At 65.1% G+C, this 26,958-nt stretch carries 24 protein-coding genes and 1 tRNA gene; 6 read left to right on the top strand and 19 right to left on the bottom strand.

Annotated elements, in window-relative coordinates; genetic code table 11:
• Positions 1–72 (bottom strand) — tRNA-Gln (locus tag ACSU1L_RS12305).
• A 79-nt stretch (positions 73–151) separates the two neighbouring features.
• Here ACSU1L_RS12305 and ACSU1L_RS12300 point away from each other — a divergent pair.
• Entirely contained in the window at positions 152–646 is a 495-nt protein-coding gene (locus ACSU1L_RS12300; protein WP_438255056.1) for a MarR family winged helix-turn-helix transcriptional regulator, read from the top strand.
• A 19-nt stretch (positions 647–665) separates the two neighbouring features.
• Complete coding sequence (locus tag ACSU1L_RS12295) at positions 666–1,625, top strand: pseudouridine synthase (RefSeq protein WP_439256078.1); 960 nt, start codon at positions 666–668, stop codon at positions 1,623–1,625.
• On the opposite strand, the gene ACSU1L_RS12290 is transcribed toward ACSU1L_RS12295, so the two are convergent.
• From ACSU1L_RS12290 to ACSU1L_RS12235, 12 genes are all read right to left on the bottom strand, one after another.
• The gene (locus ACSU1L_RS12290; RefSeq protein ID WP_438255054.1) at positions 1,618–3,426 is read right to left on the bottom strand and encodes an ABC-F family ATP-binding cassette domain-containing protein; all 1,809 of its coding nucleotides are present in this window, start codon (positions 3,424–3,426) and stop codon (positions 1,618–1,620) included. The two genes, ACSU1L_RS12295 and ACSU1L_RS12290, sit on opposite strands and share 8 nt — an antisense overlap.
• Positions 3,427–3,511: 85 nt before the next feature.
• Positions 3,512–4,636: a substrate-binding domain-containing protein gene (locus ACSU1L_RS12285; RefSeq protein ID WP_438255046.1), complete on the bottom strand. Its 1,125-nt coding sequence runs from the start codon at positions 4,634–4,636 to the stop codon at positions 3,512–3,514.
• A gap of 39 nt (positions 4,637–4,675) precedes the next feature.
• Entirely contained in the window at positions 4,676–6,031 is a 1,356-nt protein-coding gene (gene mmsB / locus ACSU1L_RS12280; protein ID WP_438255044.1) for a multiple monosaccharide ABC transporter permease, read from the bottom strand.
• Complete coding sequence (gene mmsA, locus ACSU1L_RS12275; protein WP_438255233.1) at positions 6,028–7,578, bottom strand: multiple monosaccharide ABC transporter ATP-binding protein; 1,551 nt, start codon at positions 7,576–7,578, stop codon at positions 6,028–6,030. The genes mmsB and mmsA overlap by 4 nt, the downstream gene beginning before the upstream one ends.
• Positions 7,579–7,719: 141 nt before the next feature.
• Entirely contained in the window at positions 7,720–8,733 is a 1,014-nt protein-coding gene (locus ACSU1L_RS12270; RefSeq protein WP_438255042.1) for a LacI family DNA-binding transcriptional regulator, read from the bottom strand.
• Between the two features lie 143 nt (positions 8,734–8,876).
• Positions 8,877–9,812 carry a 4-(cytidine 5'-diphospho)-2-C-methyl-D-erythritol kinase gene (locus ACSU1L_RS12265; protein ID WP_438255041.1) on the bottom strand — a complete coding sequence of 312 codons (936 nt, stop codon included), beginning with the start codon at positions 9,810–9,812 and terminating at the stop codon, positions 8,877–8,879.
• Positions 9,813–9,819: 7 nt separating this feature from the next.
• Positions 9,820–10,887 carry an L-glyceraldehyde 3-phosphate reductase gene (gene mgrA / locus ACSU1L_RS12260; protein ID WP_438255039.1) on the bottom strand — a complete coding sequence of 356 codons (1,068 nt, stop codon included), beginning with the start codon at positions 10,885–10,887 and terminating at the stop codon, positions 9,820–9,822.
• Between the two features lie 9 nt (positions 10,888–10,896).
• Entirely contained in the window at positions 10,897–11,745 is an 849-nt protein-coding gene (rsmA, locus tag ACSU1L_RS12255; RefSeq protein ID WP_439255991.1) for a 16S rRNA (adenine(1518)-N(6)/adenine(1519)-N(6))-dimethyltransferase RsmA, read from the bottom strand.
• Positions 11,746–11,887: 142 nt separating this feature from the next.
• Positions 11,888–12,784, bottom strand: a complete 897-nt coding sequence (locus ACSU1L_RS12250) for a TatD family hydrolase (RefSeq protein ID WP_439255990.1) — start codon at positions 12,782–12,784, stop codon at positions 11,888–11,890.
• A 21-nt stretch (positions 12,785–12,805) separates the two neighbouring features.
• Complete coding sequence (gene metG / locus ACSU1L_RS12245) at positions 12,806–14,398, bottom strand: methionine--tRNA ligase (protein WP_439255989.1); 1,593 nt, start codon at positions 14,396–14,398, stop codon at positions 12,806–12,808.
• Positions 14,399–14,430: 32 nt separating this feature from the next.
• Positions 14,431–15,075, bottom strand: coding sequence for a response regulator (locus tag ACSU1L_RS12240; protein WP_439255988.1), 645 nt, complete (start codon positions 15,073–15,075; stop codon positions 14,431–14,433).
• Positions 15,068–16,270, bottom strand: coding sequence for a sensor histidine kinase (locus tag ACSU1L_RS12235; RefSeq protein ID WP_439255987.1), 1,203 nt, complete (start codon positions 16,268–16,270; stop codon positions 15,068–15,070). The genes ACSU1L_RS12240 and ACSU1L_RS12235 overlap by 8 nt, the downstream gene beginning before the upstream one ends.
• A 107-nt stretch (positions 16,271–16,377) precedes the next feature.
• Between ACSU1L_RS12235 and ACSU1L_RS12230 the strand changes: the two genes are divergently transcribed.
• A complete protein-coding gene (locus ACSU1L_RS12230) occupies positions 16,378–16,959 on the top strand; it encodes a hypothetical protein (protein ID WP_439255986.1) in 582 nt (193 codons plus the stop codon).
• Here the strand turns inward: ACSU1L_RS12230 and rsmI are convergent.
• The gene (gene rsmI / locus ACSU1L_RS12225) at positions 16,951–17,772 is read right to left on the bottom strand and encodes a 16S rRNA (cytidine(1402)-2'-O)-methyltransferase (RefSeq protein WP_439255985.1); all 822 of its coding nucleotides are present in this window, start codon (positions 17,770–17,772) and stop codon (positions 16,951–16,953) included. The two genes, ACSU1L_RS12230 and rsmI, sit on opposite strands and share 9 nt — an antisense overlap.
• Before the next feature lie 36 nt (positions 17,773–17,808).
• On the opposite strand from rsmI, the gene ACSU1L_RS12220 reads away from it, so the two are divergent.
• Positions 17,809–19,362 carry a dolichyl-phosphate-mannose--protein mannosyltransferase gene (locus ACSU1L_RS12220; RefSeq protein ID WP_438255027.1) on the top strand — a complete coding sequence of 518 codons (1,554 nt, stop codon included), beginning with the start codon at positions 17,809–17,811 and terminating at the stop codon, positions 19,360–19,362.
• A gap of 43 nt (positions 19,363–19,405) precedes the next feature.
• Here ACSU1L_RS12220 and ACSU1L_RS12215 read toward each other — a convergent pair whose 3' ends face one another.
• Positions 19,406–20,881, bottom strand: a complete 1,476-nt coding sequence (locus tag ACSU1L_RS12215) for a DUF222 domain-containing protein (protein WP_439255984.1) — start codon at positions 20,879–20,881, stop codon at positions 19,406–19,408.
• Between the two features lie 99 nt (positions 20,882–20,980).
• Between ACSU1L_RS12215 and ACSU1L_RS12210 the strand changes: the two genes are divergently transcribed.
• A complete protein-coding gene (locus ACSU1L_RS12210; RefSeq protein ID WP_439255983.1) occupies positions 20,981–21,574 on the top strand; it encodes an HAD family hydrolase in 594 nt (197 codons plus the stop codon).
• Positions 21,575–21,616: 42 nt separating this feature from the next.
• On the opposite strand, the gene ACSU1L_RS12205 is transcribed toward ACSU1L_RS12210, so the two are convergent.
• On the bottom strand, positions 21,617–22,582 hold the full coding sequence (locus ACSU1L_RS12205; protein WP_438255023.1) for a zinc-binding dehydrogenase: 966 nt from the start codon (positions 22,580–22,582) through the stop codon (positions 21,617–21,619).
• A gap of 81 nt (positions 22,583–22,663) precedes the next feature.
• Between ACSU1L_RS12205 and ACSU1L_RS12200 the strand changes: the two genes are divergently transcribed.
• Positions 22,664–23,617, top strand: coding sequence for a LacI family DNA-binding transcriptional regulator (locus tag ACSU1L_RS12200; RefSeq protein WP_438255022.1), 954 nt, complete (start codon positions 22,664–22,666; stop codon positions 23,615–23,617).
• A 10-nt stretch (positions 23,618–23,627) separates the two neighbouring features.
• On the opposite strand, the gene ACSU1L_RS12195 is transcribed toward ACSU1L_RS12200, so the two are convergent.
• The 3 genes from ACSU1L_RS12195 to ACSU1L_RS12185 form a co-directional block, all read right to left on the bottom strand.
• Positions 23,628–25,427 carry a thioredoxin domain-containing protein gene (locus ACSU1L_RS12195; protein WP_439255982.1) on the bottom strand — a complete coding sequence of 600 codons (1,800 nt, stop codon included), beginning with the start codon at positions 25,425–25,427 and terminating at the stop codon, positions 23,628–23,630.
• A gap of 37 nt (positions 25,428–25,464) precedes the next feature.
• Complete coding sequence (msuE, locus tag ACSU1L_RS12190) at positions 25,465–26,034, bottom strand: FMN reductase (RefSeq protein ID WP_439255981.1); 570 nt, start codon at positions 26,032–26,034, stop codon at positions 25,465–25,467.
• A 76-nt stretch (positions 26,035–26,110) separates the two neighbouring features.
• A complete protein-coding gene (locus ACSU1L_RS12185) occupies positions 26,111–26,947 on the bottom strand; it encodes an aldo/keto reductase (RefSeq protein ID WP_439255980.1) in 837 nt (278 codons plus the stop codon).
• Positions 26,948–26,958 lie beyond the last annotated feature (11 nt).

The following is a 26,958-nucleotide window of genomic DNA, read 5'->3' as shown; positions in this document are numbered from 1 at the left end:
CTCCGCCGCCAGGACTCGAACCTGGACTTAACAGCTCCAAAGGCTGTCGTGCTGCCATTACACCACGGCGGACCACAGCCCCGAGAGGCCGCGTGACAATTCTGCCATGCTCACGGCGGCTGGTCTGCCGAAGGCATCCGATAATGGAGATATGAACGAGACAGACGAGGTCGATCGGATCGTCCGCGCGTGGAACGCCCAGCGCCCCGACCTCGACTTCTCCCCTTTGGAGGTCCTCTCCCGGATGGACCGGCTGTCGAAGCATCTCGACCGCGCCCGGCGTGATGTCTTCCGCCGTAGCGACATCGACTCCTGGGAATGGGACGTACTCTCAGCGCTGCGCCGGGCCGGTGATCCCTTTCAGCTCTCGCCGAAGCAGCTCATGCAGCAGACGCTCGTCTCCAGCGGCACGATGACGAACCGCATCGATCGTCTGGTCGGGCGCCGTTTTGTTCGGCGGCAGGCTGATCCCGGTGACGGACGCAGCGTCCTGGTGACCCTGACGGACGACGGCCGCGTGCGCGTGGATGCCGCGATCACCCGCCTGGTCGATATCGAGGCCGAGCTGCTGCGGGCGCTTTCCCGAGCAGACCGCGACCGAATGGCCGCGCTCCTGCGCAAACTCAGCCTGAGTTACGACGCCTGATGGGTCGTTTCTGATGGCGATGGCATCGCCGCTGCCCATGCGAGACGGTGTGGGGGCGACGCGTCTGCACCTGCCACACACCGGGCCGTGGCCGACAATCAGTGCGTACATGGTGGAGCGCTTCTTCCACCTGGATGAGCAGTTCCTGCTGGAGCGGTTCGATCGCGGCGAGATCGTCATGGCCGACGGCTCAGCGGTGAGTCGGGATGCTCCGCTGGATGCTGCGGAGTTCATCTGGTACTACCGGGAGCCGCCGGTTGAGACCGAGATTCCGTTTCACGCCGAGATCCTGCATCAGGACGATGATCTCGTCGTGATCGACAAGCCGCACTTCCTGCCCACCACCCCTGCCGGAAGATATGTGCAGAATTCGGCGCTGGTGCGGCTGCGGCGACAGCTCGACAATCCCGATCTCGCACCGATTCACCGGCTGGATCGAGCCACTGCCGGGATTCTGATGTTCTCCGCCCGGGTGCAGACACGCGGCGCCTATCAGATGCTGTTTCAGCGCCGCGAGATCGAGAAGGTCTATGAAGCGGTGTCCGCCCGTCCTGAGCGCTGGGATCCTGACTCCCCCGCACTCGACGGGCAATCGTTCCCGCTGACGGTGCGCTGCCATATCGAAAAGCTTCGTGCGCAGGTGTGTGTCGAGGTCGATCACGTTCGTGAGCCGAACTCGGAAACCGTCGTCGAACTCATCGATTCCGACGACGACGTCATCCACACGCTGCTTCGTCCGCACACCGGAAAGATGCACCAGCTGCGGGTGCATCTCGCGTCGGTGGGCGCCGGCATCCTGCACGACAATCTCTATCCGGTACTCACCGACGAGAAGCCAGATGACCACCAGCGCCCGCTGCAGCTCCTCGCCAGAGAATTGCGCTTCATCGACCCACTGTCGGGAAACGAGCGCGAATTCATGACGCGGCGCACTCTGCAGTACGCGCCGACATCACAACTCTCTCAGGGCGTCAGCTGAGCTGTTCACTGAGCTCGAGCCAGCGCAGCTCGTGCTCTTCGATCTCCGCTTCCAGCGCGCTGATCTGCTTCATCTTCTCGCCCAGCCCCGCGTAATCGGACTGGTCGTGTTCGACGAGTGCGTGCTTGGCCTTGTCGACCTGCTGAGTGAGTTTCTGAATCTTGCGCTCGGCCGCGGCTACTTCTTTCTGCGCGGTGCGCAGGGCCGCACCATCGAGCTTGGGCGTCTTTGCGGTTGCCGTTGCGGTTGCCGCTGGCGCGCCGCTCTGCTCAGCAGTGCGCAGACGGAGATACTCGTCCACGCCTCCGGGCAGGTGACGCAGCCGCCCGCCCATCACGGCGTACTGCTGGTCGGTAACGCGTTCGAGGAAGTAGCGGTCGTGGCTGACAACGAGCAGGGTTCCCGGCCACGAGTCCAGCAGATCTTCGATCGCTGCCAGCATGTCGGTGTCCATGTCGTTGGTCGGTTCGTCAAGGATCAACACGTTGGGCTGGTCCAGCAGCACGAGCAGCAGCTGCAACCGGCGCTGTTGACCACCGGAGAGATCCTTCACCGGCGTCGAGAGCTGGGCGGAGGTGAAGCCGAGACGCTCCAGCAGCTGGCTGGGAGTGAGCGCCTGCGCCTTGGATCCGCTGCCGAAGGTGTACTCGGTGCGCAGATTCGCGATGACCGTGCGCACCGGATCGTTCCAGACGGCCCCGAGCTCATCGATGCGCTGGGTGAGCGTCTTCACCTTCACCGTAGTGCCGCGCTTGACCCGGCCACTGGTGGGTTCGATGGTTCCGGCCACCAGTCCCAGGAGTGTCGATTTCCCGGCGCCGTTGACACCGAGGATGCCGGTGCGCTCCCCCGGCGCGATGCGCCATTCCACATCGCGCAGTACCTCGCGCGGGCCACCGAATTCGCCGGCAGGGTAGGTGACCCCGGCATCCAGCAGATCGACGACGTCCTTGCCGAGGCGGGAAACGGCCAGCGACTGCAGCGACACCGTGTCGCGGATCTCCGGCACGTCCTCGATGAGAGCGTTCGCGGCATCGATGCGAAACTTCGGCTTGGCCGTGCGTGCCGGCGCTCCCCGGCGCAGCCAGGCGAGCTCCTTGCGAGCGAGGTTCTGTCGCTTGGCTTCGGTGGCCGCGGCCATCCGATCACGCTCAACGCGCTGCAGAATGTATGCGGCGTAGCCGCCTTCGAACGCTTCGACGACGCGGTCGTGCACCTCCCAGGTCTCCGTGCACACCTCATCGAGGAACCACCGGTCGTGTGTGACCACGAGGAATGCGCCGGAGTTCGTCGACCAACGCTTCTTCAGATGCCCCGCAAGCCAGGTGATCGCCTCGACGTCAAGGTGGTTGGTGGGCTCATCGAGCGCGATGATGTCCCACTCCGAGACCAAGAGAGTCGCGAGCGCCACGCGGCGCCGCTGCCCACCGCTGAGGCTTCGCACCGGGGCATCCCAGTCCAGATCAGCAAGCAGTCCCTGGATGACGTCGCGCACACGTGCGTCGCCGGCCCACTCGTACTCGGGCATGTCGCCGACGACCGACTGTGCAACCGTGAGGGAGTCGTCGAGGGTGTCGGCCTGGTCAAGCACGCCGACCGTCGTGCCGGCGCGCATCGTGACGCGCCCGCCATCGGGCTCCTTGCGCCCCGCGAGCATCGCGAGCAGGCTCGATTTTCCATCGCCGTTGCGTCCGACGATACCGATCCGATCGCCCTCCTCGATGCCGAGGGTGATGGAGTCGAAAACGACCTTGGTGGGGTATTCCAGGTGGAGGCCTTCGGCCCCGAGAAGATGTGCCATGTCTTTACCAGGGTAGCCGCGATCCTACGCAGCGAGCCGCCCGGGCGCCAGGCCCGGACGGCTCGCACGTCCCCAGCGGAAGTCGTTACTTGTACGACTCCACAATCTCCAGCAGGCTCGGCACGTTGGCGTACGCCTCAGCGGCGTTGTCCTTCGTGACGATCAGCGGCTCGAGCAGGTACGCCGGAACGATCTTCGCGCCGTTGTCGTACTGCTCGGTGTCGTTGACCTCGGCGTCTTCGCCCTTCTGGAGCTGGCCGACCATCTTGATGGCCTGCTCCACGAGAAGTGCCGTGTCCTTGTTGATCGTGGAGTACTGCACGCCCTCCATGATCGACTTCACCGATTCGACCTCGGAGTCCTGACCGGTGACGACCGGGACGTCCTTACCGGCCTGCTGCACCGCGGTGAGGATGGCGCGGGCGAGGGTGTCGTTCGGCGAGAGCACACCGTCGATCACGGTGTCGCCACCGTAGGTGGAGGTGATGAGCGTGTCCATGCGGTTCTGCGCGTTCTCCGCCAGCCAGCCCTCTGTGGCGGTCTGTCCGATATCGGTCTGACCGGATGCGACGACGAGAGTTCCATCATCGATCTTCGGCTGAAGCACGTCCATCGCCCCCTCGAAGAAGACCTTCGAGTTCGCATCGTCCGGCGAGCCGGAGAACAGCTCAATGTTGTACGGGGCTTCGTGGCCGGCGTTCGCGTCGAGGCCTTCCAGCAGGGCGTTGCCCTGGAGCTGGCCGACCTTGAAGTTATCGAAGGCGACGTAGTAGTCGACTGCTTCGGTGTTCTCGATCAGTCGGTCGTACGCGATCACCTTGACACCAGCGTCCTGGGCCGCCTGCACCTGGGTCGCCAGCTGCTTGCCGTCCTTCGCACCGATGATGATGACCTTCGCACCGCCGATGACCATCGCCTGGATCTGGTTCTGCTGCTCGGCGACGGTGTTGCTGGCCGGTGCGTACTGCACGTCCGCCGTGAAGCCGGCCTCTTCCAGCCCGTCCTTGAACAGCTGACCGGCCAGGACCCAGTTCTCACTGGTCTTGTCCGGAAGTGCGACGCCGATGGTCGCATCGGCTGCAAAACCGGTGGTCTCTTCGCCGCCGGTGTTCTCGTCCGTGCCGCCGCCGCGCTCGGCGCCGGCACAGCCGGTCAATGCCAGTGCACCTGTGACGACCAACGCTGTCGCCGCTACTGCGATTTTCTTCATGCGATCACTTTCTCTCAAGGGGTCGGGGAACGAACGCGCTCAGCGCGAGCTCGTCCCCTTCTTCCCGTTCGCGCCGTCGGCGACGGGGGTCTGCAGGGTCGAGGAGCCGAAATCATCTGTCCGGGCTCGACGACGGGTGAGGAATCCGATGATGGAGGGGCGTCCCTGCTGCTTGTTCCAGACATCGATTCCGACGGCGAGCAGCAGCACGAGTCCCTTGACCATCGAGACGACGTCGGCGGAGAGCCCGAGCAGCGCCATGCCGTTGTTGAGGAAGGCCATCACCAATCCACCGATGATCGATCCGATCACCGTGCCGATACCGCCGGATACGGCCGCACCGCCGATGAAGACCGCGGCGATCGCGTCGAGCTCCCACATGTTGCCGTCACCGGGACCGGAGGCCTGGGACCGGGCGACGAAGATCATTCCGGCGAGGGCTGCCAGCACCGACATGTTCATGATGACGAAGAAGTCGACCCAGCGGTCTTTCACGCCCGACAAGCGCGCCGCCTGACGGTTGCCGCCGACCGCGTAGATGTGGCGTCCGAAAATGGTGTTGCGGGTGATGAAGGTGTAGAGGATCACCAGTGCGAGCAGGATCAGCCCGGAGATCGGGAAGCTGGTGCCGGGGCGGCCGGTGGCGAACAGCCAGCCAGCGCCGAGGATGATCACCGAAAGAACGATGATCTTCGTCGCGATCACCCAGACCGGTGCTGTTTCCGAGCCCATTCGGCGCTGAATGCGACGGGTGCGCAACTCGTAAAAGATCACCCAGGCCACCGCGATCACCGCGAGAATCATGGTCGGAACGTTGAAATTCATGCCGGGGATCGGAATCTCCGGCATGTACCCGGCTCCGATGACGACGAACTCCTTCGGCACCGGCACGGTCGTGGACTGGCCGATGAACTGGTTCGCACCGCGGAAGAACAGCATGCCCGCCAGGGTCACGATGAACGCCGGCACCCCGACATAGGCCACCCAGAACCCTTGCCACGCTCCCACCAGAGCGCCCACGACCAGACCCAGCACGATCGCCAGCGGCCACGGGAGGTTCCAGTCGGTCATGGACTTGGCCACGATGATTCCGACGAACGCCGCGACCGACCCCACGGAGAGGTCGATGTGGCCCATGATGATCACCATCACCATTCCGATCGCGAGGATCAGGATGAAGGAATACTGGTTGATGACGTTGATGAGGTTGTTCGGCGAAAGCGTCGCCCCGTTGGGGTTGCGCATCATCGTGACGACCTGGAAGAACAGGACGATCGCCACCAGGCTCCCGAGGATGCCGAACTGGCGCAGCGACGAGGTGCCGTTACCTCCCAGCATCTTTCTGATGTCGCCGAAGTGGAAGCCGCGCTTCTCGGTCTCAGTCGTCGTGCTCATGCCGTTGCCTTCTGGTTCGTGGAGGTCATGCTGCGCATGAGCGCCTCCGGAGTTGCCTGGTCCGCGTCGATGCAGTCGGTGACGCGTCCCTCAAAAATCGTGTAGATGCGGTCGGAGATGCCCATCAGCTCTGGTAGCTCACTGGAGATGACGATGACGCCTTTCCCCGCTGCGGCCAGCTCGTTGATGATCGAGTAGATCTCGTACTTCGCGCCGACGTCGATGCCGCGGGTCGGCTCATCGAGGATGAGCAGGTCGGGGTCGGTGAACATCCACTTCGCCAGCACCACCTTCTGCTGGTTTCCGCCGGAGAGCTTTGAGACGCCCTCATCAACCGTGGGCGTCTTGATGCGCAGCGTCTTGCGATAGCGCTCCGAGACCGCATACTCCTCGCGGTCGTCGACAACCCCTCGACGCGCGATCTTCGACAGCTTCGCCGAGACGATGGCCCGCTTGATGGTGTCCAGCAGGTTCAGGCCCAGAGCCTTGCGGTCTTCGCTGACGTAGGCGAGGCCGTGGCGGATAGCGGATGCCACGTCCGGGAGGACGATCTCCTCGCCGTCTTTGACGAGTGTGCCGCCCAGATATGTGCCGTAGGAGCGGCCGAAGATGCTCATCGCGAATTCCGTGCGCCCGGCGCCCATGAGGCCGGCGATGCCGACCACTTCGCCGCGGCGGACATTGATGCTGGAGCCCTTGACGACCATGCGCTCGGAGACCGTCGGATGCTGCACGACCCAGTCCTTGACCTCGAAGAAGACTTCACCGAGCTCCGGAGTGCGATCCGGATAGCGGCTTTCGAGAGAACGACCGACCATGCCGCGGATGATGCGGTCCTCGTTGATCTCACCACGGCTGATGTCGAGCGTCTCGACTGTGCGACCGTCGCGGATGATGGTGATCTCGTCGGCGATCTGCTCGATCTCGTTGAGCTTGTGGCTGATCATGATCGAGGCGATGCCCTTGGCCTTCAGCCCGAGAATCAGATCCAGCAACTGCTGGGAGTCATTCTCGTTGAGCGCCGCGGTCGGCTCGTCGAGAATGAGCAGGCGGACGTCCTTGTTCAGCGCCTTTGCGATCTCGATCAGCTGCTGCTTGCCGACGCCGAGGTGCTTGACCGCGACGTCGGGGTCCTCGTCGAGTCCGACGCGTGCCAGCAGCTCGATCGCCCGTGTCTTGGCCGCACGCCAGTCGATCGTGCCGAAATGGGCGATCTCGTTGCCCAGGAAGATGTTCTCGGTGATCGATAGTTCGGGGATGAGCGCAAGCTCCTGGTGGATGATGGCGATGCCCGCCTGCTCACTGGCGGCGATGTCTTTGAAACGCTGCTCTTGCCCGTAGATCAGAATGTCGCCGTCATAGGTCCCGAACGGGTAGACCCCGCTCAACACCTTCATCAGGGTTGATTTGCCTGCGCCGTTCTCTCCGCAGATGGCGTGGATCTCGCCGGTCTTGACGGTGATCGAAACGTCGGACAGAGCCTTCACGCCCGGGAACTCCTTGGTGATGTTGCGCATCTCCAAGATCGGCCCGGCCACCGCTGGCATCGTTGCTGTGCTGCTCACGAATCATCCTCGATACTTGACGGCCCACCTCAATGTGACCGTTCACATGAGACACAATATTGCGCCTGCCGGACGCCGCTGTCAAGCAGAGAATGTTTCTGCCCGCCTATCGAGATGCGGTCGTTACCGAGAGATGCTGGAGGCGCGCACCCGAAGCTCCGGCACGATCGGCGAGAACTCCGGCACTGCCGTACCCCGGATCTCCGCCAGCAGCATGGCCACAGCTCGCTTCCCGAGCGCCGCAAAATCCTGATGCACGGTGGTCAAGGGCGGCCAGACGTGGGCTGCGACAGGGATGTCGTCGAAGCCGACCACACTGATCTGACCGGGCACATCGAAACCGGCATCCCGGAACCCGTGCATCAGCCCGATCGCCATGAGATCGTTGGCGGCGAACACCGCGGTGAAATCCGGCCGACGAGCGAGTTCGGTGCCGGCGAAGTAGCCGAAATCCGCCGTCCAGTCACCGCGGATGGGGGGAAATGTCGGCAGATCCGCCTCGCGCAGCGCTTCGAGATAGCCGCGCATGCGCGACTCCGCCTCGATCCAGTCCTGCGGACCTGCCAGATGCAGGATGTCGGTGTGTCCCAACGAAATCAAGTGCTCAGTGACCGCGCGCGCACCGGCGACCTGGTCCGCCGACAGTTCGAAGCCCGCGGCACCGGAGGCCGCCTGCAGACTCACGATCGGGACCCCGGCCGCCATCCCGCGCAGCACGTTGAACACCCGCACCTGTGGGGCCAGGGCGACAACACCGCTGACCTGCTCGCGAGCGAGTTGGCGAATTGCTTCACCGATGGCTTCCGGAGTCGTATCGGGAAGATTCACCGTGGTCACCGAATAGCCCTCCGCACGCGCAGCATCCTCGATGCCGGCGATCGACGCGGTGGGGCCGAATTCTCCGATGGTGGCCGACAGGACACCGATGGTTCGCGACTTGCTGGTGACCAGCGCGCGGGCGGCGAGGTTCGGCTTGTAGTCGAGCACCTCGATCGCGTCCTGCACGCGCTTCTTCGTCTCCGGCCGGATGCTGGGGTGCTCGTTCAGAACGCGCGAAACAGTCTGATGGGACACGCCTGCGAGGCGCGCGACGTCACGAATGCTCGGGATCCGTGCACGTTCGCCAGAGGCTGCCATCGCATCGCCTCCTTCAGCGTGTGCACGGTCACATACGTCACCCATTATGTCCCTTTGCACGCGAAGCGCGCATTTCTGCGACGGTTTGCGGGACGATCGCGGTGAGCGACGCGCCGGGAGCCGGGGACGATCCGAGGACGATCTCAGGAAGCGATGATGCGTGCCCCGGGCACCGGACCGTGCACATGCAGGGCTGTGTATCCCAGCCCCTGCAGCGAGTTCTGCACGTACTGGGCAGCCTCGGGAGTCTCGCACAGCAGGGCGACGGTCGGCCCTGAGCCGGAAACAATTCCGCTGAGCGCGCCGGCGTTCAATCCCGCTTTGATCGTGTCATCCAGCGCCGGACGCTCCAGCAGCGCCGGAACCTCCAGATCGTTATGCAGACACGCGGCGAGCTCCCGCGGATCTCCGGAGCGCAGCGCCTGCAGCACGAGGACCGGGACGTCGAGAGACAGGGGCGGGTCATCGGCGAGAGCACCCGTCTCCTCACGATGCTCGTCGAGCCGTGCGTAGATCGTCGGAGTCGACAGCCCCTCATCGCTGGTGACCAGCACCCAGTCGAAGCGCCCGCGCGCGAGCGCCGGATTCAGCTGATCGCCACGCCCGGTGCCGACTGCCGTTCCGCCATGCAACGCGAATGGCACGTCTGCCCCCAGCCGTGCTGCGAGCTCGTGCAGGCGCTGGGGCGATAGCCCCGTCTCCCACAGTGCGTCGCACGCGACGAGGGCGGCCGCGGCATCCGCTGAGCCTCCGCCCATGCCGCCGGCGACCGGTACGCTCTTTCGCAGCTCCAGGTGCACACCGCCGGCGTATCCGGTGGCGGCGGCCAGGACCTTGGCCGCGCGCATGGCAAGGTTGCGGTCATCCACCGGCACCGTGCTCGGGTCGTCCAGCCCCGATACGCTCAACGAGAAGTCATCGGCCGGGTAGGCGATCACGTCTTCGTACAGCGATACCGCCTGAAAAACCGTGGCGAGGGCGTGGTAACCGTCATCGTGTCGGCCGCCGACCCCGAGGTACACGTTGATCTTGCCCGGGGCACGCACGTGCACCTGTGCGGGGACGGCGGCGAGTGTCATGATCGGCTCACAGTGTGGAGGACACAGCCCACAGATCGACGTCGATGCCGTCGGAGAGCGCATCGATGCGGGCGAGCTCGTCGGCAGTGAACGCCGGGCCCTTGACCGCGGCAATGTTCTCGTCGAGCTGCTCAGGGCGCGACGCGCCGATCAGCGCCGAGACGACCACCGGGTCGCGCAGGGTCCACTGCAGCGCCATCTGCGCCAGCGACTGGCCGCGCTCCTGGGCAATGCCATTGAGTCCGCGCAGAATCTCCAGGCCCTCGGGCGAGAGCGGCTTTTCCGAAATAGAACCGCGCTTCTGCGCACGATCTGCGGTGCCGTCACCGAGGTACTTGTCGGTGAGCAGTCCCTGGGCAAGCGGGGTGAAGGCGATGGCCCCCAGGCCCTCCGTACGCAGGGTGTCGTTGAGCTCGGCCTCGGTCCAGCGGTTGAGAATCGAGTACGAGGGCTGGTGGATCACCAGCGGAGTGCCGAGTTCACGGGCGGCCTCGACCGCACGAGCGGTGCGCTCAGCGCTGTACGAGGAGATTCCCACGTAGAGAGCCTTGCCCTGGCGCACGAGCGTGTCCAGCGCTCCGACGGTCTCTTCGATCGGGGTCACCGGGTCGACCCGGTGCGAGTAGAAGATGTCGACGTAGTCGAGGTTCATGCTCGTCAGCGACTGCTCGGCGCTCGCGATGAGGTACTTGCGGCTGCCGAAGTTGCCGTAGGGGCCGGGCCACATGTCCCAGCCGGCCTTCGACGAGATGATCAGCTCGTCGCGGTACGGGCGGAAGTCCTCGCTGAAGATCCGACCGAAGTTCTTCTCGGCGGAGCCGTACGGCGGGCCGTAGTTGTTGGCCAGGTCGAAGTGGGTGATGCCGCGGTCGAAGGCGTGGCGCAGCAGAGCGCGCTGGTTGTCCAGCGGGATGTTATCGCCGAAGTTCCACCACAAGCCCAGCGAGATCGGCGGCAGGTACAGGCCTGAAGTACCGACCTGACGGTACTCGAACTGCTCGTAGCGGTCGTCCTTCGCCACATAGGGGCGGTGGATCTCGGGAACGTTGGTGTGGAAGCGCGGAGATTCAGTCACGCCTCCAGATTAGCCGTGAAGCGCCTCAGCGATGCGCACGAAATCGTCGATGCTCAGTTGCTCTCCGCGCGCGGTGGGCGCGACACCGGCTTTTTCCAAAACTGCGGATGCCTCGGCCGCTGTGCCGCCCAGAACTGCCGCCAGTGCCTGTCGCAGCATTTTGCGACGCTGCTGGAAGGCGGCGTCGACAATACGGAAGGTGGCCCGGCGGAGATCTTCGTCACCGCGCACGTCGTCTGACCGCTCGAAGGCGACCAGGACGCTGTCGACGTTCGGAACCGGCCAGAACACCTGCCGTGACACGGTGCCGGCCAGACGCCATTTCCCGTACCAGGCAGCTTTGACGCTCGGGACGCCATAGATCTTGTTTCCGGGACCGGCAGCGACGCGTTCGCCGACCTCGGCCTGCACCATGACAACGCCGCGCTGGAGCTGCGGGAAAGTCTCCATGAAGTGCAGGAGCACCGGCACGGAGACGTTGTACGGCAGGTTCGCGACGAGCACTGTGGGGTCGCCAGGAAGCTCCGTCACGCTCAGGGCATCGGCGTCGACGACGGTGAGAGCATCCGCGGGTACGCCGTGTGCTGCCGCTGTTTCCGGGAGCCGCGCCGCCAGTCGGTGGTCGATTTCGACCGCGGTGACGGATGCTCCGGTCTCGAGAATCGCGAGCGTCAACGATCCGAGCCCCGGGCCGACTTCGACAACCCGCTCGCCCGCCTGCACGCCGCCCACCTGCACGATCTTGCGCACGGTGTTGGCATCGACGACGAAGTTCTGCCCCAGCTTCTTGGTCGGAGTGACATCGAGCTCAGCGGCGAGGCGGCGGATCTCGGTGGCGCCGAGCAGTGTGACAGTCATCCTGCCATTCTCCCCCATGCTGTGCGCCGACCCTGCGGGTACACCTGTCGGTCGAAAATTACGGGAGTCGATCGAATCGAGGGGTCTCTGCATACAGGTGTAGAAATCAACCGACATCTGTACCGAGTTTGAGCGCGAAAACTCAGTCGGTGAAGGAGCCGTAGACCGCGAGGGTGTTCGCGGCAATTCGAGTGGCCAGTTCGTCGACGTCGAGCGCGAGCTCGGATGCCATGAACCGCAGCGTGTGCGCGATCAGGTACGGGGCGTTCGGACGGCCGCGCAGCGGCACCGGGGTCAGGAACGGCGCATCCGTCTCGATCAGGATCCGATCGATCGGGGTGACCTTGAGCGCATCGCGCAGGTTCTGCGCGTTCTTGAAGGTGAGGTTGCCGGCGAAGGACAGGTAGTACCCGGCATCCGCGCAGATCTTCGCCATCGCGTCATCGCCGGAGAAGCAGTGAAACACGGTCGCCTGCGGGGCCCCGACTCGAGCCAGGGTTTCGAGCACCGCATCGTGGGCATCCCGGTCGTGGATCTGCATCGCGATGCCGTGCTTCTTCGCGAGCGCGATGTGGGCTTCGAAGCTCTCGAACTGGGGCGCGTGACGATCGGCTTCGGTGCGGAAGAAGTCCAGGCCGGTCTCGCCGATGGCCCGCACACGGGGATGTGCTGCCAGCTCATCGATCACGCTGATCGCATGGTCGAGCTGGCCGGCTTCGGCGTATACCGGCGCGTCGTTCGGGTGGATCGCGATGGCCGCGAGCACGCGCGGATCGGATGCCGCGGCATCCACCGCCCAGCGCGAAGACTCGATATCGCCGGATGCCTGAACTACGCCCATGACGCCGACGGCCTGTGCGCGATCAAGCTGCTCAGTCAGACTGAGCGGTTCGACCCCGTCCGTGATCTCCAAATGCGCATGGTTGTCGTACACACCCACGGTGAGCGCCTCCGGCGCCGCCGGGTACCTGAGATCCTTGCGCCCTCCAGGCTCGCGAGACTTCACGTATGTCACTACTTCGGGCACTTTTGCAGACATAGGTGAAGTTTCGCGGGGTGGTTATGGGGTGGACTCTACGCGGGGGAACAAGGGAGCCAAGGTCTCGACCTTGGTTCCGGGGGCGAGTTGGCCCCAGGTGCCGGCCTCTCGGACGGGCTGCTGCTGAAGAGCACCCAGGCGCTCAGCGGCGCCGAGCGCCGACCAGAGCTTCTCGGTCGATTGCGGCATCACCGGCGACAGCAGCACGCTGAGCGCTCGCAGGCCCTCGGCGCAGGTGTACAGCACCGTGCCCAGGCGTCCGCGCTGATCCTCATCGCGGGCGAGCGCCCACGGCTCGTTCTCGGTGATGTAGCCATTCAGGGCGTCGACGATCGTCCAGATGGAGTGGATCGCCTCGTCGATGCGGAACTGCTCGATAGCTGCGTCAGCTGCGGTCGCGGCGTCCGCCACGATCTTCTGGATCGCGAGGTCCTGCTCGGTGTACTCGGCGGCTTCGGGCACGATGCCCCCGAAGTACTTCTCGATCATCGCGACCGTGCGCGAGGCGAGGTTGCCGAAGCCGTTGGCGAGCTCTGCCTGATATCGAGCCGCGAGGTCTTCCCAGCTGAACGAGCCGTCCTGGCCGAACGCGATCGCGGAGAGGAAGTAGTAGCGGTACGCGTCGGAGCCGAAGACGTCGGTGATCTCCGTCGGTGCGATGCCGGTGAGCTTCGACTTGGACATCTTCTCTCCGCCGACCAGCAGCCAGCCGTGCGCGAAGACGCCCTTGGGCACCTCGACGCCGGCCGCCATCAGCAGCGCTGGCCAGATCACAGCGTGGAAGCGCAGGATGTCCTTGCCGACCACGTGATAGGCAGGCCAGCGGCGCTCGAACAGCGCCTCGGCCTCAGTTCCAGAAGCAGAGCCGTACCCGACGGCGGTGGCGTAGTTCAGCAGCGCGTCTACCCACACGTAGATGACGTGCGACTCGTCCCAGGGCAGCGGGATGCCCCAGTCGAAGGTGGAGCGGGAGATGGAGAGATCCTTCAGCCCCTGACTGACGAACGAGATGACCTCGTTGCGAGCCGAATGCGGGCGGACGAAATCAGGTTCGGTCTTGTACAGCTCGAGCAGTCGATCCTGGAACTCGCTGAGCTTGAAGAAATAGTTCTTCTCCTGCAGCAGCTCCAGCGGCTTGGAGTGGATCGCACAGACCTTCAGCCCCTCGAAGGGACCGGTGCCGTCGACGATCTCACTGTCGGGCTTGAACTCCTCGCAGCCGACGCAGTAGAGCGCCTCATACTCGCCGGCGTAGATGTACCCCGAGTCGTAGAGCCGCTGGAAGAAAACCTGCACGTTGCGCTCATGCCGCTCCTGCGTGGTGCGGATGAAGTCGTCATTGGCGACGTCGAGCGTCTCCAGCAGCGGAAACCAGCTCTCCGTGACGAGTTTGTCGACCCACTGCTGAGGGGTGACGTTGTTCGCCGCGGCGGCACGAAGCATCTTCTGACCGTGCTCGTCGGTTCCGGTCAGCATCCAGGTGTCATCACCCGACTGGCGGTGCCAGCGCGCGAGCGTGTCGACCGCCACCGACGTGTACCCGTGGCCGATGTGGGGCACATCGGAGGGGTAGTAGATGGGCGTGGTGATATAGAAAGATTCGCCTGCGGGCATGCTCTCGATTCTAGGCCGGATCGACTGGGTGGTTACGTCGTATGGCGGCCGAGCTGCCCCAGCAGCACACGGGTGGATGCCCCGGTCTTGTCGTAGAGCGCGCCGACATGCGTCTTGACCGTGGTGATACCGATGTGCAGGCGGTCGGCGATCTGCTGATTCGTCAGCCCAACGGAGACCAGAGCGAGCACCTCGCTCTCGCGCGGGGTGAGATCGGGAAGCGGTGCTGCGGGCGCCGACTGCTGGTCGCTCCGCCGATTCAGCTGCGCGATGAGTCCGCCCGCGATCGCAGGATCGATGACATGACGGTCCGCGGCGACATGGCGCACGGACTGGATCAGCTCCGCGCCGCGGGTCGTCTTCAGCAAATAGCCGTGCGCGCCGGCTGCCAGCGCAGCGGCGATGAGGTCGTCGGAATCAAAGGTGGTGAGCATCAGCACTCGTGTTCGGGTCGCGGCGGTGATCCGCTCCGTCGCCCAGATACCGTCGGTCCCCGGCATCCGCAGGTCCACGAGTGCGACGTCGGGTTGCTCGCGCAGGCACAGGTCGACGGCGTCGAGGCCGTTCTCTGCCTCGCCGACGATCTCGATACCCGGGTCCACCTGCAAGATGGCCGCGACACCCCTGCGGACTGCTTCATGGTCGTCGACGATGACAACGCGGATGCCGTCAGCCATATTGCTCCTCCTTCAGGGCAAGGCCCGCCCTCCAGCATCCGTCCCCCGTCGGCGCGGATTCGACACTCGCACCGATGCCGCCCAGCAGCAGGGTCGCACCCGAGATGCCGATGCCGGATCCGGCGATGGCGGTGCGGGATGCACCCGGCGAGGCGATGCGGTTCTCGATCTGCACAGTGACCGGTCCGGACTCTCCCGCTCGCGTGCGCAGCACGATGTCGCCCTCGCCGTGTTTGACCGCGTTCACCACGAGTTCGTGGATGGCGCGCATCGCAACTCCGGCTGATCGCGGCGTTGCGGTCAGCGCGACGTCGAGGTCGGCGCCTTCGCGCACGAGAGTGCGGCCGATAGGCACAAGGTCGTCGATGTGCTGGATGCTGAGCGGCGCGGTCTCGTCGGCGAGGTCGTCGACCGTGGTGAGCACGGCGATGAGGCGACGCAGCTGGCGGTGCGCCTCGTCGGTGCCGTGGGCTGCCTGTGTGAGGCTCTCCTCCGCCTCAACACATATCTCGGTCATCTGTCCCAAACGCAGCCGCGCAGCTTCGATATTGAGCCCTGCGACGGCGATCTGGTTGGCGACGAGGTCGTGCAGATCGTGGGCGATCTTCTGCCGCAGCTGCTGCGTCGCCTGCCGATGCTCCGCGCTCATCACCGTGCGGGTGCGTTGTCGTTCGCTGCGCACGTTCCAGCCCCACAGCGCACCGATCAGCACAATGAGCGCCCATTGGAGGACGACCGTGACGACCTGCACCGAGACCCCGGGCCAGAACAGGAGGGTCAGCGCCGTCGCCGCGATCGTCCCGACGATGGTCGCCAGCAGGGTCCGCACGCCACGATCGCCGCCGTAGCGGAAGGCGCAGTAGACGAAATCGGCGAACAGCAGCACGACCCCGAGACTGCCGCCGAGGAAGAAGTCGAACGCAGCGAGTGGCGTGCCGAGCACCAGGACGAGGAACGGGCGGGATGAGCGCAGGACCGCCAGCGCCGACATGAGGATCAACAGCAGCAGAAAGCCACTCCCTGTGCTCCACGGCCCCATCGCCGGGAAAGAGAGAAGAGCCGCCCAGATACCGTAACCGCCGAACTGCAGCAGCAGGAGACCCAGCACCAGGTACGCGACGGCGACAATCGTGTCGCGGGTACGAGGCCGGGCATTCACCTGATGAATGCCCCAGGCAAGGCGCGACCACAGCATATGTTCATCCTGCCCGATCTCCAGGCCTCCGACCTCCTTCGAACGGAGGAGACGATCCCGGCCGGTCGCAGGATCCGTGCCCGCGACATTTCGATCAGCGTGGAAGCATGAACATCTTCGCCGCCATCCTCGCCTGTGAGATCGGCTTCTGGGTCGTGCTCTTCGGCGGCCTCGCCGCCCGCTATCTGTTACGGATGAAACGGCTCTCCACGCTGCTGCTGCTCTGCGTTCCGCTGCTCGACATCGCCCTGCTGAGCCTCATCGCATGGGATCTCACTGTCGCCGGCGCTACCGCCGACTTCGCACATGGTCTCGGCGCCGTCTACCTCGGCTTCACCGTCGCGTTCGGGCATCGCGTCATTCACAGCGTCGACGTCTGGTTCGCGCACCGTTTCGCGAATGGTCCAGCACCGACGAAACTGCCAGCGCGCGGCCGCGCTCGAGTCCTGCACGAGTGGAAGGACTGGGGCCGAATGGTGCTGTGCGCGGTGATCGCCACCGTTGTACTCGGCGGCATCTCGTGGATTGTCGCAGACCCCACACGCACCGCTGAACTCACCAGTTGGATCTGGCGGGTGTGGCTCGTGACGGGTGTGTGGTTCATCGGCTGGCCGGTCTGGGTCAGCGCCGCTTCCCTCGTGCAGCCCGCGGGCCAGGAGGACGAGACTGCATCGGAGCGGTCATTGTGAGCGCGCGGCGAGCGCCTGCTGGTAGAGGTCGCGCGAAGACAGGCCCGTCGCCGCAGCGACTTCTGCGCAGGCGTCTTTCAATCGGATGCCGGAGGCCACGAGCTGCTGCACCTGGGCGACAGCATCCTCCGGCGAAGTCTCGACCCGTGCCCCGCCCTCAACGACGACGACGATCTCGCCCTTGACTCCGGCTTCGGCCCACTTGGCCAGCTCGGGGGCCGTGCCGCGCCGAACCTCTTCGTAGAACTTCGTCAGTTCACGGCAGACGGCGATGCGGCGATCCTCTCCGAAGGCCGCACCCATGTCGGTGAGCGCTGAGGCAAGGCGTGCGGGAGATTCGAAGAAGACCATGGTGCGAGGTTCTGCGGCAAGAGCACGCAGCGTCGAGCGTCGCTCCCCCGGCTTTCGCGGCAGGAACCCTTCGAATGTGAAGCGATCAGTCGGCAGGCCAGAGATCGCCAGAGCCATGAGAACAGCGCTGGGTCCGGGGATCGCGGTGACGGTGACCCCCTGTGCGACGGCTTCGGCCACCAGAGCGTAACCGGGATCGCTGACCGCGGGCATCCCGGCATCGCTGACGACGACGATGTCCTGCTCCGCTGCGAGCGCGACCAGTTCGGCGGCCTTGTGCTTCTCGTTGTGATCGTGCAGGGCTATCAGCCGCGGACGGTTCTCGATCTCGAGCGCCCGCAGCAGCCGCTGGGTGGTGCGCGTGTCTTCGGCCGCGACGATCTCGGCGTTCTCGAGCACCTCGATGAGTCGACGGGAAGCGTCTCCGAGGTTGCCGATCGGTGTCGCAGCAAGGATGATCACACGTTCAGCCTATGTGCGACGACTTAGGCTTATCCCGTGACCGCGCCTGTGCCCCTGCCTCCAGCATCGAGCGAGCGCCTGACGCGATGGGGCCGGGTGCGTGATCGTCTCCTGCTCGATCCGGAGTGGAACCGCGTCATCCGCTGGCTCGCCCCGCTGGTGATCACGGCACTGGCCGCGGCGCTGCGCCTATCGAACCTGGCGCATCCCTACGCTCTGGCATTCGACGAGACGTACTACGCCAAGGATGCCTGGTCGTTGTGGGCCCTCGGTTACGAAGGCACGTGGGGTGACGGCGCGAACGAGGCGTTCGTCACCGGAGACACGGGGACCCTCAGCGAGACCGGCAGCTATGTCGTGCACCCGCCTCTGGGCAAATGGCTCATCGCCCTGGGAATGGGGCTGTTCGGAGCGGGAAACAGCGCGGCATGGCGCCTGAGCACCGCAGTGATCGGCACCCTGACCGTGTTGCTCGTGTACCTGGTTGCCAAAGAACTGACCCGGTCGATCGTCGTTGCGAGCGTCGCCGGCCTCCTGCTCGCGATCGATGGCCTCAGCATCGTGATGAGTCGCATCGCACTGCTCGACGGTCCGCTGACGTTCTTCATCCTGCTGGGCTTCTTGTTCATCCTCTACGACCGCAGGCGAAACATACCCCCAGAGCTGCCATCCGATCACCACGATGACCGCGAGCGCCTGTGGGGCCGGATTCTCTGGCGCCGCCCCTGGGTGGTGGCTGCCGGTGTGGCGCTCGGCGCTGCGTCCGCGGTGAAGTGGTCGGGCCTGTACGCTCTGGCCGGCTTCGGGCTGTATCTCGTGATCTCCGATGCGCTCGCTCGCCGCCGCGCGGGGATCGTCTTCTGGCCGATGGATGCCGTTGGCCGGCAGGGTCCGGTCTCGTTCCTGTTGCTGGTGCCGGCGGCTCTGGTCACGTATCTGATCACCTGGTCCGGGTGGCTCGTGACGGCAGGGGGCTACGACCGGAGCAGTTCAGACAACCCACTGGTCGCCCTGTGGAACTATCACCAGTCGATCTATGGATTCCACGTCGGGCTCAGCACCGGGCATCCCTATGCCAGCGCTGCTTGGCAGTGGCCATTCCTGATTCGGCCGACAGCGGTGTGGGTAGGAGATGACCAGTCCTGTGGCACGGACCATTGCATCTCGGTCGTTTCAACTCTCCCCAATCCACTGATCTGGTGGGCCGGCGTCGCGGCGGCGGTGTTCCTGCTGTACCGGATCGTGCGCGGTCTCATCGTGCGCGAACCGGCGCCGTGGACATTCGCGATGCCGCTGGTGGGGCTGGCCGTCACGTATCTGCCGTGGCTGCTGTATCCGACCCGGACGATTTTCCAGTTCTACACCGTGGTGATGATGCCGTTCCTCGTGCTTGCGCTGGTGCTCGCACTGCGCGAAATCGCTGGAGGTCGAGATGACCGATTGCATCGCCGCCAGGCCGGCGAGCGCACCGTCATCGTCTTCCTCGTTGCCGCGGTGCTCGTCTCGGCGTTCTTCTATCCGGTGTGGACGGGAATGAACGTGCCATACGACTTCTGGTTGATCCACAACTGGATCCCCACCTGGATCTGACCCGGCTGGTCAGCGTCACTGGTCACTGGTCACTGGTCACTGGTCACTGGTCACTGGCCACTGGCCAGACGGGTTGCCGCGCTTTCGGCCGACTTTTTCTGGCCGGCCACCAGCGCCTTTCGCGATCCCACCATTCCGGACCCCGAATCTCAGGCAGCCCGTCTCGCATTCGAACCTGCCAATGCGAAAGATGCAGTGTGCGATGGTGGAACCAACACAGCAGTACCCCGTTATCCGTGTGGGTCGGGCCGCCGGCCGCGTGTTCCTGAACGTGGTGCACTTCGCACCAGGTCGCCGGGATCATGCATCCGGGAACCACGCATCCGCCATCGCGAATCACGATCGCCCGTCGCTGCAGGGCGTTGAAGATCCGGGCGGAGGTTCCCAGCGACACGATGCGGCCATTCTCATCGAAGAGAACCCGCTGAATACCGCCAGCGCACGCGGTCTGGGCGGCGACGCTCATCGGCACGAGGTCTCCGGTGTTGACGACCGTTCCCCAACCGGTTCCGGTGGCGTAGTCTTCGGCGTTCGCTGTGACGATGAGTGTTGGCGCGGCTCCACCGAGATCGGAGACGTCTCCGGCCCGAGCAGCAACATTCACCATGCTCGCGAAGGCATCGTGCTGCTTCTGCGTGCGAGTGCGCGTGTCGACGTAGGTCGTGTCGGGGCATGAGCCGTCATCACCGAGCGCTTCGTCTTCAGAGGGAACAAAGTGCACGCCCAGATCTTGCGGGCCGTCAACCTGAGGATTCAACGAGCTGTCCATCAGCAGTTTCAGTTGAGCGGCGACCTCGGGCAGCAGGTTGCCGGCCACGCGAGCGGTGCCGTTGCGAACCCGCCCGATGGTGAAGCTGCGCTCGCGCTGTGCCACGTCGTCGGAGGGTTCGGCACCATCGGGGTCAAGGTAGGCAACGAGCACCGTCGCGAGCGCTCTGAGTTCTTCGGGGGTCGGCAAGGGGCCCTGCACAGCATCCGAACCGGAATCAAGATCGCTGTAGATCCCCCGAGCGAATGCCCCCAGCTGGCGGTCGGCCTCGATTCGCGCGCTGGCGGTGATCCGCGTACCAGCGGCCTCGAGCGGTTCGGTCGCAGCGAGGAAGCCCTCCAGACCCAGGTCGCCCGAAATCATCGCGTCCCGCAGCATCGGGTAACGCGGCGGAAGAAAAACCCCATCGGTGATGCCGCGTACTCGCTGCACGAAGCCGGCTGCCTTCATCCGCTTGTTGGCGGAACGTGAATCGCTGAGCGTCAGCATCCGCACCATCTCGGTCGGACGCGCGCAGCCGTACGCCGTGGTGAGTCGCTCATCGCGAATGCCCTGGGAGCGTTCGCTCACCTGCACTGCTGCCTCTACCTGTAGTCCCTCGAGCCGTCGCTGCAGCTTTCCGGTCGCCACCAAAAGCGCCGCGATGTCTTCGCCCGCAAGATCGGGAATCGTCTCGGTTGCGAACATTTCGCGCACCGCGCTGGCGAGAGTCTCGTCGAGACTCTCGATCTGGGCGACAACGCTGTTCATACCTTCCATTTAATCGACCACCACCGACATTCGAACAAAGATTCGCCGCAAACCCTCAACCACGAGTTGAACCGAGTTTTTGCGGGCAGAATGGCGACCATGATCCGCGCCGTCCTCTTCGACCTCGACGGGGTTGTTCGACACTTCGATTCAGCCGCTGTCGCCGACATCGAACAGCGCGCCGGGGTCGACCCCGGCGCGCTCACCCGCGCAGCACTCTCGACCGCAGCCCTCGATCAGGTCACGACGGGCAGAATCAGTCGCCAGGAATGGATCGGGCAGATTGCCGTCGACGTCGCCAATGAGGCCGCTGCCGAAGAGTGGGGCCGCCAGCGCCCCACCGTGGACCAGGCCGTCGTGACGCTCGCGAACGAACTCGCGCACCTCGGGCTCACCACCGCAATCCTCACGAATGGCACCGACACGATCCCCGAAGAGATGGTGGCGGCCGGGCTCACCGCGCACTTCGACCCGATCTTCAATTCCGCCGCCATCGGCCACGCGAAACCTGACCAACGCGCATTCCAACACGCTCTCGACGTCCTCGGGCTCCCCGCCGGCCAGGTCTTCTTCACCGACGACTCGCCCGCAAAACCCACCGGGGCAGAAGCCCTCGGCATCCGCACCCACCATTTCGTCGGAATCGCAGAGCTGCGAGGCGCGCTCCGCGCCCACGGCATTGCCGTGGGCTGAAGCGCTCAGCGCTCGAGCAGCAGCTCGCCAGCATCCGGAAGATCAGTCACCGAACCGGGCGACCAGGCGACCCGTCACCTCGCCGTTCTTCAGGTTCTGAAGCCCCGTTCCGATCTCCTCGAACGAGATCTCCTCATAGACCGGCGTGATCTCTCCAGAGAGCATGAGATCGAAGACCTCCTCGATGTCCTGCACCGTTCCCCCCAGAGAGCCGATGAGCTTCTTGCCGAGGAGCGTCGAGGTGACGACCGTGAAGGTCTGCTTGCCGAGTCCGACCTGCACGACGGTGCCACCACGCTTGACCGCGTTGATCGCCTTCTGAGTCGTCTCGAAACCGGCGTAGTCAACAATGAGGTCGAAACCGGATGCTGAATTGAGCGGGTCTCCGCCGGGCTCGACTGCCCATTCATCCGCATCCTTGACGCAACTGACGACACCGGCCGCGAGCGCAACCGGCCACACGTCCTTCTTACTCTCAGCGACGTGGACCTCGGCGCCGGCGAGTACCGCGGCGCGAGCACCGATCTGTCCGAGGCCGCCAAAGCCGATGACCCCGACCTTCATTCCTGCCTTCGCGCCGCCCTCCTTGATCATCGCGTGGTACGACGTCATGCCCGCATCCGTGGCGAGTGCGGCCAGTGAAACATCCAGGCCCGCGGGTACCCGTGCAAGATCGCGATAGTCCGCCGCGAGCTTGTCGGCGAAGCCACCGGGCGTGAACATTCCCAGAGGCGGCTGCACGCCGGAGGAGTTGACGCCGACGACATCGCCGATCCGGAACCCGACGACCTCGGAACCGATCGCGGAGATCACACCGGCGTTCTCGTGGCCCTGCGTCATAGGAAGAAAGGGCATCATCCCATCGCCCAGTGCCATGTAAAGCAGGTCAGAGTGGCAGAGCCCAGATGCTTTCACATCGATGATCACCTGCGTCGGTGACGGTTCCGGTGCTGCAACTTCATTCATCTGGATCGGCGCGCCGTCTCCCAGATACTGCCAAGCCCTCATGAATTGCTCCTTCTCGCCGTGCTCCGTACGTTGATTCCGTTCAGCGTAGTTACTTAATCGATTAAGTGGTAGCGTGCCCAGATGATTTCATCTCCCCGTAAGCCAACGATCCGGAATGTTGCGGATGCTGCCGGGGTCTCAGCTGCAACCGTGAGTTACGTGCTGAACGAGACTCGGGGACAAACCATCACCGAGCAGACCCGCAATCGCGTGCGAAGCGCAGCCTCCGAACTCGGCTATGTCCCGCACAGCGCAGCCCGAGCGCTCCGCGAAGGGATGTCCCGCATCGTGCTCCTGAAGGTCGGGGCCATGCTCGGCGGGCACAGCCTCGATCGATTCATCGTCGGCATGAATGAGGAGTTGCGTGCACATGAGCACGCGCTGCTCGTCACCGCTGGCCCCGACACCATCGATGGCGGCGCGCCGGCCGAAGCACTCGGAGCTCTGATGCCGCGTGCGGTGCTTGATCTGCCCGCCCTCCTCGCCGACGCTGATGCCAGCCATCCTCTGTTCGCCATCGTGGATGGATATCGGACGGGGCTCGCTTTTCACACGCTCACTCAACTCCGCCATCTCGCAGAAGGGGGACACCGCGAGATCGCGTTCGCCCTCCCGTTCACTCTCGGCAGAGCCCCAGCGATCTCCGTGGAAGAAGCCTCCCGAATCGCTGCGGATCTCAGAATCGAGCGAATTCATCCACTGCGCATCGCGCTGGGTGAGGACCCGCATCAACGCATCGCCGCGGTCCGCACCATCACCGAGAGCACATCGGTCACCGCAGTCGCTGCGAGCAGTGACGACGTGGCATTCGGGGTACTGAACGCAATGGAGAGTTTGGGGCTTCATGCGCCGAAGGATCTTGCGGTGATCGGTTTCGATGACGGGATGCACGGACAGCTCTGGCGGCCCGCGCTGACCACAGTGTCCATCGATGCCGAGTCCTTCGGCCGCCGCGCTGCGCTGCTCATGCTGGGCCGTGACCCCGGAGCGTGGGTACAGGCTCCATCACGGGTCATCGTGCGAGAAACGACGTGAGCGTGTGGCCTCAGCGCTCGAGCAGCAGCTCGCCAGCATCCGCCGTCGGTAACCGGCAGACGAACGCCCGGCAGTCGTACGCGAGCTCTACGGCCGCGTCCTTCCCCGCGAACAGCTCGAACCCGGCATCCGCGAAAGCGCCTGCCTGCGCGGGCGTCACGATGGCGATCACGTCCGCGTCGAGGCGACGGGATGCCGCGGCGAGCGCACCCGCGCGATCCTCCGTCACCACGACCATCTGACGGGGCGGCTCGATGAGCGCTGCCGCGATTCCGAGCAGCGAGCCGTGCGCGAAGGGGTTCTGCAGAGCGGATGCCGCCTGTGCTCGTACCTGTTCTTCGGCGGCTGCCCGGTACTTCTCACCCGCGCCCAGTCGCCAGGCCGCCAGCGAGGCACCCGCGACCGCTGCTGTTCCGGACGGCAGATCCCCGTCCGTCTGGTCCGGTGCCGCCGCCACATTCTGCGCTGCGAGCACGGGGTCGCCGTCCACGCCACCGTCGAGCACGTCATCCAGCAGCTCGCGCGCCGCCAACGCCCACCGCACTTCTCCGGTCGCCACCGCGAGCGCAAACAGCCCCTCCGCGAACAGGCCCACATCGGCGAGTGTCGCCACCGCCGTCGATGCCACCCCGTCCAGTGAGGCGCGCACGAGTCGACCATCCGGCGAACGGTTCGCCGACGATACGAATGATGCGGCGGCTGCCGCGGCATCCACCCATGTCCGCTCGTCCAACGCCGCGCCCGCCCGGGCGAGGGCTGCGATCGCGAGCCCGTTCCATCCGGTGATCACCTTGCCATCCACCGCTGGCGGCTCGAGTCCTTCACGAGAAGCGGCACGATAATAACCGCCTTCGCTGCGCTGCCCCTCGATCCACGACTCCGAGTCCTGCGCAGCGCCGAACGCCCCACCATCCCGGCGCAGCACGTCAAGGAGGAACGCGACGACCCCGCGAGCCGTCGCGTCGTCGCCGGCTCGCACGGCGACATCCAGCAGTTGGGCGTTATCGGTCAGCATTCGCTCGTAGTGCGGCACGGTCCAATCGCGTTGGGTGGCGTACCGGAAGAAACCGCCCTCGAGATTGTCGCGAAGATCGGATGCCGCCATCGCAGCCAACGAACGTTCCGCCGAGGCCGCCGCATCCGGGGCCTCACGCCGAAGCAACGGCCGCTGCAGAAACCCGAGTGTCGTCGCCACGGGAAACTTCGGCGCACCGCCGAACCCGCCGAACATCGCGTCTTCCCGTGCGGCGATAGCCTCGGCAGCCACGGCCAGCGCCACCGTCGACGGCAGGTCGGATGGAGTAACGACCGCCGCCTGCGCCAGTGCTTCTGCCACGGCATCCGCCGACTCGATCGCCTGCTCACGGCGCAGCATCCATGCCTCGTGCACCGCGGCGAGCACGTCACGAAACCCGGGCATCTGCGCACGCGCTTCTGGCGGCCAGTAGGTCCCCGCGTAGAACGTGCGCCCCTGCGGCGTCGTGAAAACAGTCAGCGGCCACCCCAGATTCTGCGTGAACGCAGATGCCGCGGCCATATAGGCCGCGTCGACATCCGGATGCTCCTCGCGGTCGACCTTCACCGCCACGAAGTCCCGGTTGATGAGCCCTGCGATCTCGGGAGAGGAGAACGATTCCCGAGCCATCACATGGCACCAGTGGCACGTGGAGTAGCCGATCGAGATGAGCATCGGAACATTCCGCCGCCGCGCCTCGGCGAACGCTTCCGGACCCCAGGCGAACCAGTCGACGGGGTTATCGGCGTGCGCCCGCAGGTAGGGGCTGAGCGTGTCGGCGAGGCGATTGACCATGCCCTCACGGTACGCTCCGGCCGGCGAGCCGAACAGCTCAGCTGACCAGCGACTCCACCGACCGTGACGCGGCATACCTGACCAGTGGCAGTGCTCGTTCGGCGGCGAGCGCGATGCGCCCCGCCAACACCTCGGAGTTGACTCGATACCCGTCGAAATCAGTGTTGCTCGCATACACCCCCAGCGGCAGCGTGAGCGCCTGGAAGAACGAGAACAGCGGTCGCAGTTGATGCTCGATCATCAGCGCGTGCCGCTCTCCCCCACCGGTCGCCGCCAGCAGCACGGGCGTTCCGACGAGCGCATACTGCCCGACAAAGTCGAACAGATGCTTGAACAGGCCGGTGAAGGATGCCCGGTACACCGGACTGCCTACGATCAGCAGGTCAGCCTGCTCAATCGCGACCAACTGCTCCTCGATGTGCAACGGCAGATCATCGCGACGCAGGGCTCCGGCCAGCGCCGGCCCGACCGTGGTCAGTTCGATCAGCAGCACCTCGCAGTCCGCGCGCTCGGCGATGGCTGCGGAGATGGCGCGCAGCAGCGCGGTCGTCTTGCTGGGCTCGTGCAGTGAGCCGGAGACGGCGACGATGCGGAATGGCGTGGTCATGGCGACGACGCTAGCGACGACGACGCCCTGTGGCGCACGAAGCGACACAGGGCGTCATGCAACGCAATTATGCGTCTCAGTTGAACTCGTTCGGGTGGCTGCCGACGCGGCCGGATCCGTCGAGCGGGTCGAGTGCGTCGATCGCTGCGATCTCTGCATCCGTCAGTGTGAAATCGAACACGTCGAGGTTCTCGCGCAGGCGCTCGATGCGCACCGACTTCGGGAACACGATGTTCCCCTTCTGCAGGTGCCAGCCCAGCACGACCTGCGCAGGGCTCTTGCCGTGCGCGGTGGCGGCTTCGGCGACAGCGGGGGTGCCGAACAGGTCGTACTTGCCCTGGCCGAGCGGACCCCAGGCCTCGATGCGGATGCCGTGGTCAGCAGCCCACGCGACGACCTCGCGCTGCTGGTACGCCGGGTGCAGCTCGATCTGGTTCACCGCGGGGGTGACGCCGGTCTCCTTGACCACGCGCTCGAGGTGCGGGACGAGGAAGTTCGAGACGCCGATGCTGCGGGTCAGGCCCTGCTCGCGCAACTCGACGAGCTTGGCGAATGCGTGCACGAAGTTGTCCTTCGCAGGCGTCGGCCAGTGCACGAGGTACAGGTCGACCTGATCGATGCCGAGCTTCTCCAGGCTCTCGGCGATCGCTTTGTTCGGCTCGTCGCCATCGTGGCGGTCGTTCCACAGCTTCGTGGTGATGAAGAGTTCTTCGCGGGCGATACCGCTCTTTGCGATAGCGGCGCCGACGCCCTCTTCGTTGCCGTAGATCGCGGCGGTGTCGATGTGGCGGTAGCCGACCTCGAGCGCTTCGCTGACAGCTTTCTCGGTCTCCTCCTGCGGAACCAGGAAGACGCCGTAGCCGAGCTGCGGAATCGTGAAGCCGTCATTGAGAGTGATGGTGGGAATCGTCATGCGTTCAGCCT

The organism is Microbacterium sp. A94, from assembly GCF_051842855.1.
GTDB lineage: Bacteria > Actinomycetota > Actinomycetes > Actinomycetales > Microbacteriaceae > Microbacterium.
Note: the sequence above shows the minus strand (reverse complement) of the source record. Positions and strands in the feature narration are given on the sequence as shown.

Excerpts from the sequence above, each read along its gene's own strand:
- ACSU1L_RS12235 (WP_439255987.1), bottom strand. The coding sequence starts at position 16,270 with ATGCTGTGGTCGCGCCTTGCCTGGGGCATTCATCAGGTGAATGCCCGG.
- rsmA (WP_439255991.1), bottom strand. The coding sequence starts at position 11,745 with ATGACTGTCACACTGCTCGGCGCCACCGAGATCCGCCGCCTCGCCGCT.
- ACSU1L_RS12195 (WP_439255982.1), bottom strand. The coding sequence starts at position 25,427 with ATGGTCAATCGCCTCGCCGACACGCTCAGCCCCTACCTGCGGGCGCAC.
- ACSU1L_RS12185 (WP_439255980.1), bottom strand. The coding sequence starts at position 26,947 with ATGACGATTCCCACCATCACTCTCAATGACGGCTTCACGATTCCGCAG.
- ACSU1L_RS12295 (WP_439256078.1), top strand. The coding sequence starts at position 666 with ATGGCATCGCCGCTGCCCATGCGAGACGGTGTGGGGGCGACGCGTCTG.
- ACSU1L_RS12250 (WP_439255990.1), bottom strand. The coding sequence starts at position 12,784 with ATGTCTGCAAAAGTGCCCGAAGTAGTGACATACGTGAAGTCTCGCGAG.
- ACSU1L_RS12290 (WP_438255054.1), bottom strand. The coding sequence starts at position 3,426 with ATGGCACATCTTCTCGGGGCCGAAGGCCTCCACCTGGAATACCCCACC.
- ACSU1L_RS12240 (WP_439255988.1), bottom strand. The coding sequence starts at position 15,075 with ATGGCTGACGGCATCCGCGTTGTCATCGTCGACGACCATGAAGCAGTC.
- msuE (WP_439255981.1), bottom strand. The coding sequence starts at position 26,034 with ATGACCACGCCATTCCGCATCGTCGCCGTCTCCGGCTCACTGCACGAG.
- ACSU1L_RS12205 (WP_438255023.1), bottom strand. The coding sequence starts at position 22,582 with ATGAGGGCTTGGCAGTATCTGGGAGACGGCGCGCCGATCCAGATGAAT.
- metG (WP_439255989.1), bottom strand. The coding sequence starts at position 14,398 with ATGCCCGCAGGCGAATCTTTCTATATCACCACGCCCATCTACTACCCC.
- ACSU1L_RS12300 (WP_438255056.1), top strand. The coding sequence starts at position 152 with ATGAACGAGACAGACGAGGTCGATCGGATCGTCCGCGCGTGGAACGCC.
- ACSU1L_RS12215 (WP_439255984.1), bottom strand. The coding sequence starts at position 20,881 with ATGAACAGCGTTGTCGCCCAGATCGAGAGTCTCGACGAGACTCTCGCC.
- ACSU1L_RS12230 (WP_439255986.1), top strand. The coding sequence starts at position 16,378 with ATGAACATCTTCGCCGCCATCCTCGCCTGTGAGATCGGCTTCTGGGTC.
- ACSU1L_RS12210 (WP_439255983.1), top strand. The coding sequence starts at position 20,981 with ATGATCCGCGCCGTCCTCTTCGACCTCGACGGGGTTGTTCGACACTTC.
- mmsB (WP_438255044.1), bottom strand. The coding sequence starts at position 6,031 with ATGAGCACGACGACTGAGACCGAGAAGCGCGGCTTCCACTTCGGCGAC.
- ACSU1L_RS12285 (WP_438255046.1), bottom strand. The coding sequence starts at position 4,636 with ATGAAGAAAATCGCAGTAGCGGCGACAGCGTTGGTCGTCACAGGTGCA.
- ACSU1L_RS12270 (WP_438255042.1), bottom strand. The coding sequence starts at position 8,733 with ATGGCAGCCTCTGGCGAACGTGCACGGATCCCGAGCATTCGTGACGTC.
- ACSU1L_RS12265 (WP_438255041.1), bottom strand. The coding sequence starts at position 9,812 with ATGACACTCGCCGCCGTCCCCGCACAGGTGCACGTGCGTGCCCCGGGC.
- ACSU1L_RS12200 (WP_438255022.1), top strand. The coding sequence starts at position 22,664 with ATGATTTCATCTCCCCGTAAGCCAACGATCCGGAATGTTGCGGATGCT.
- mmsA (WP_438255233.1), bottom strand. The coding sequence starts at position 7,578 with ATGCCAGCGGTGGCCGGGCCGATCTTGGAGATGCGCAACATCACCAAG.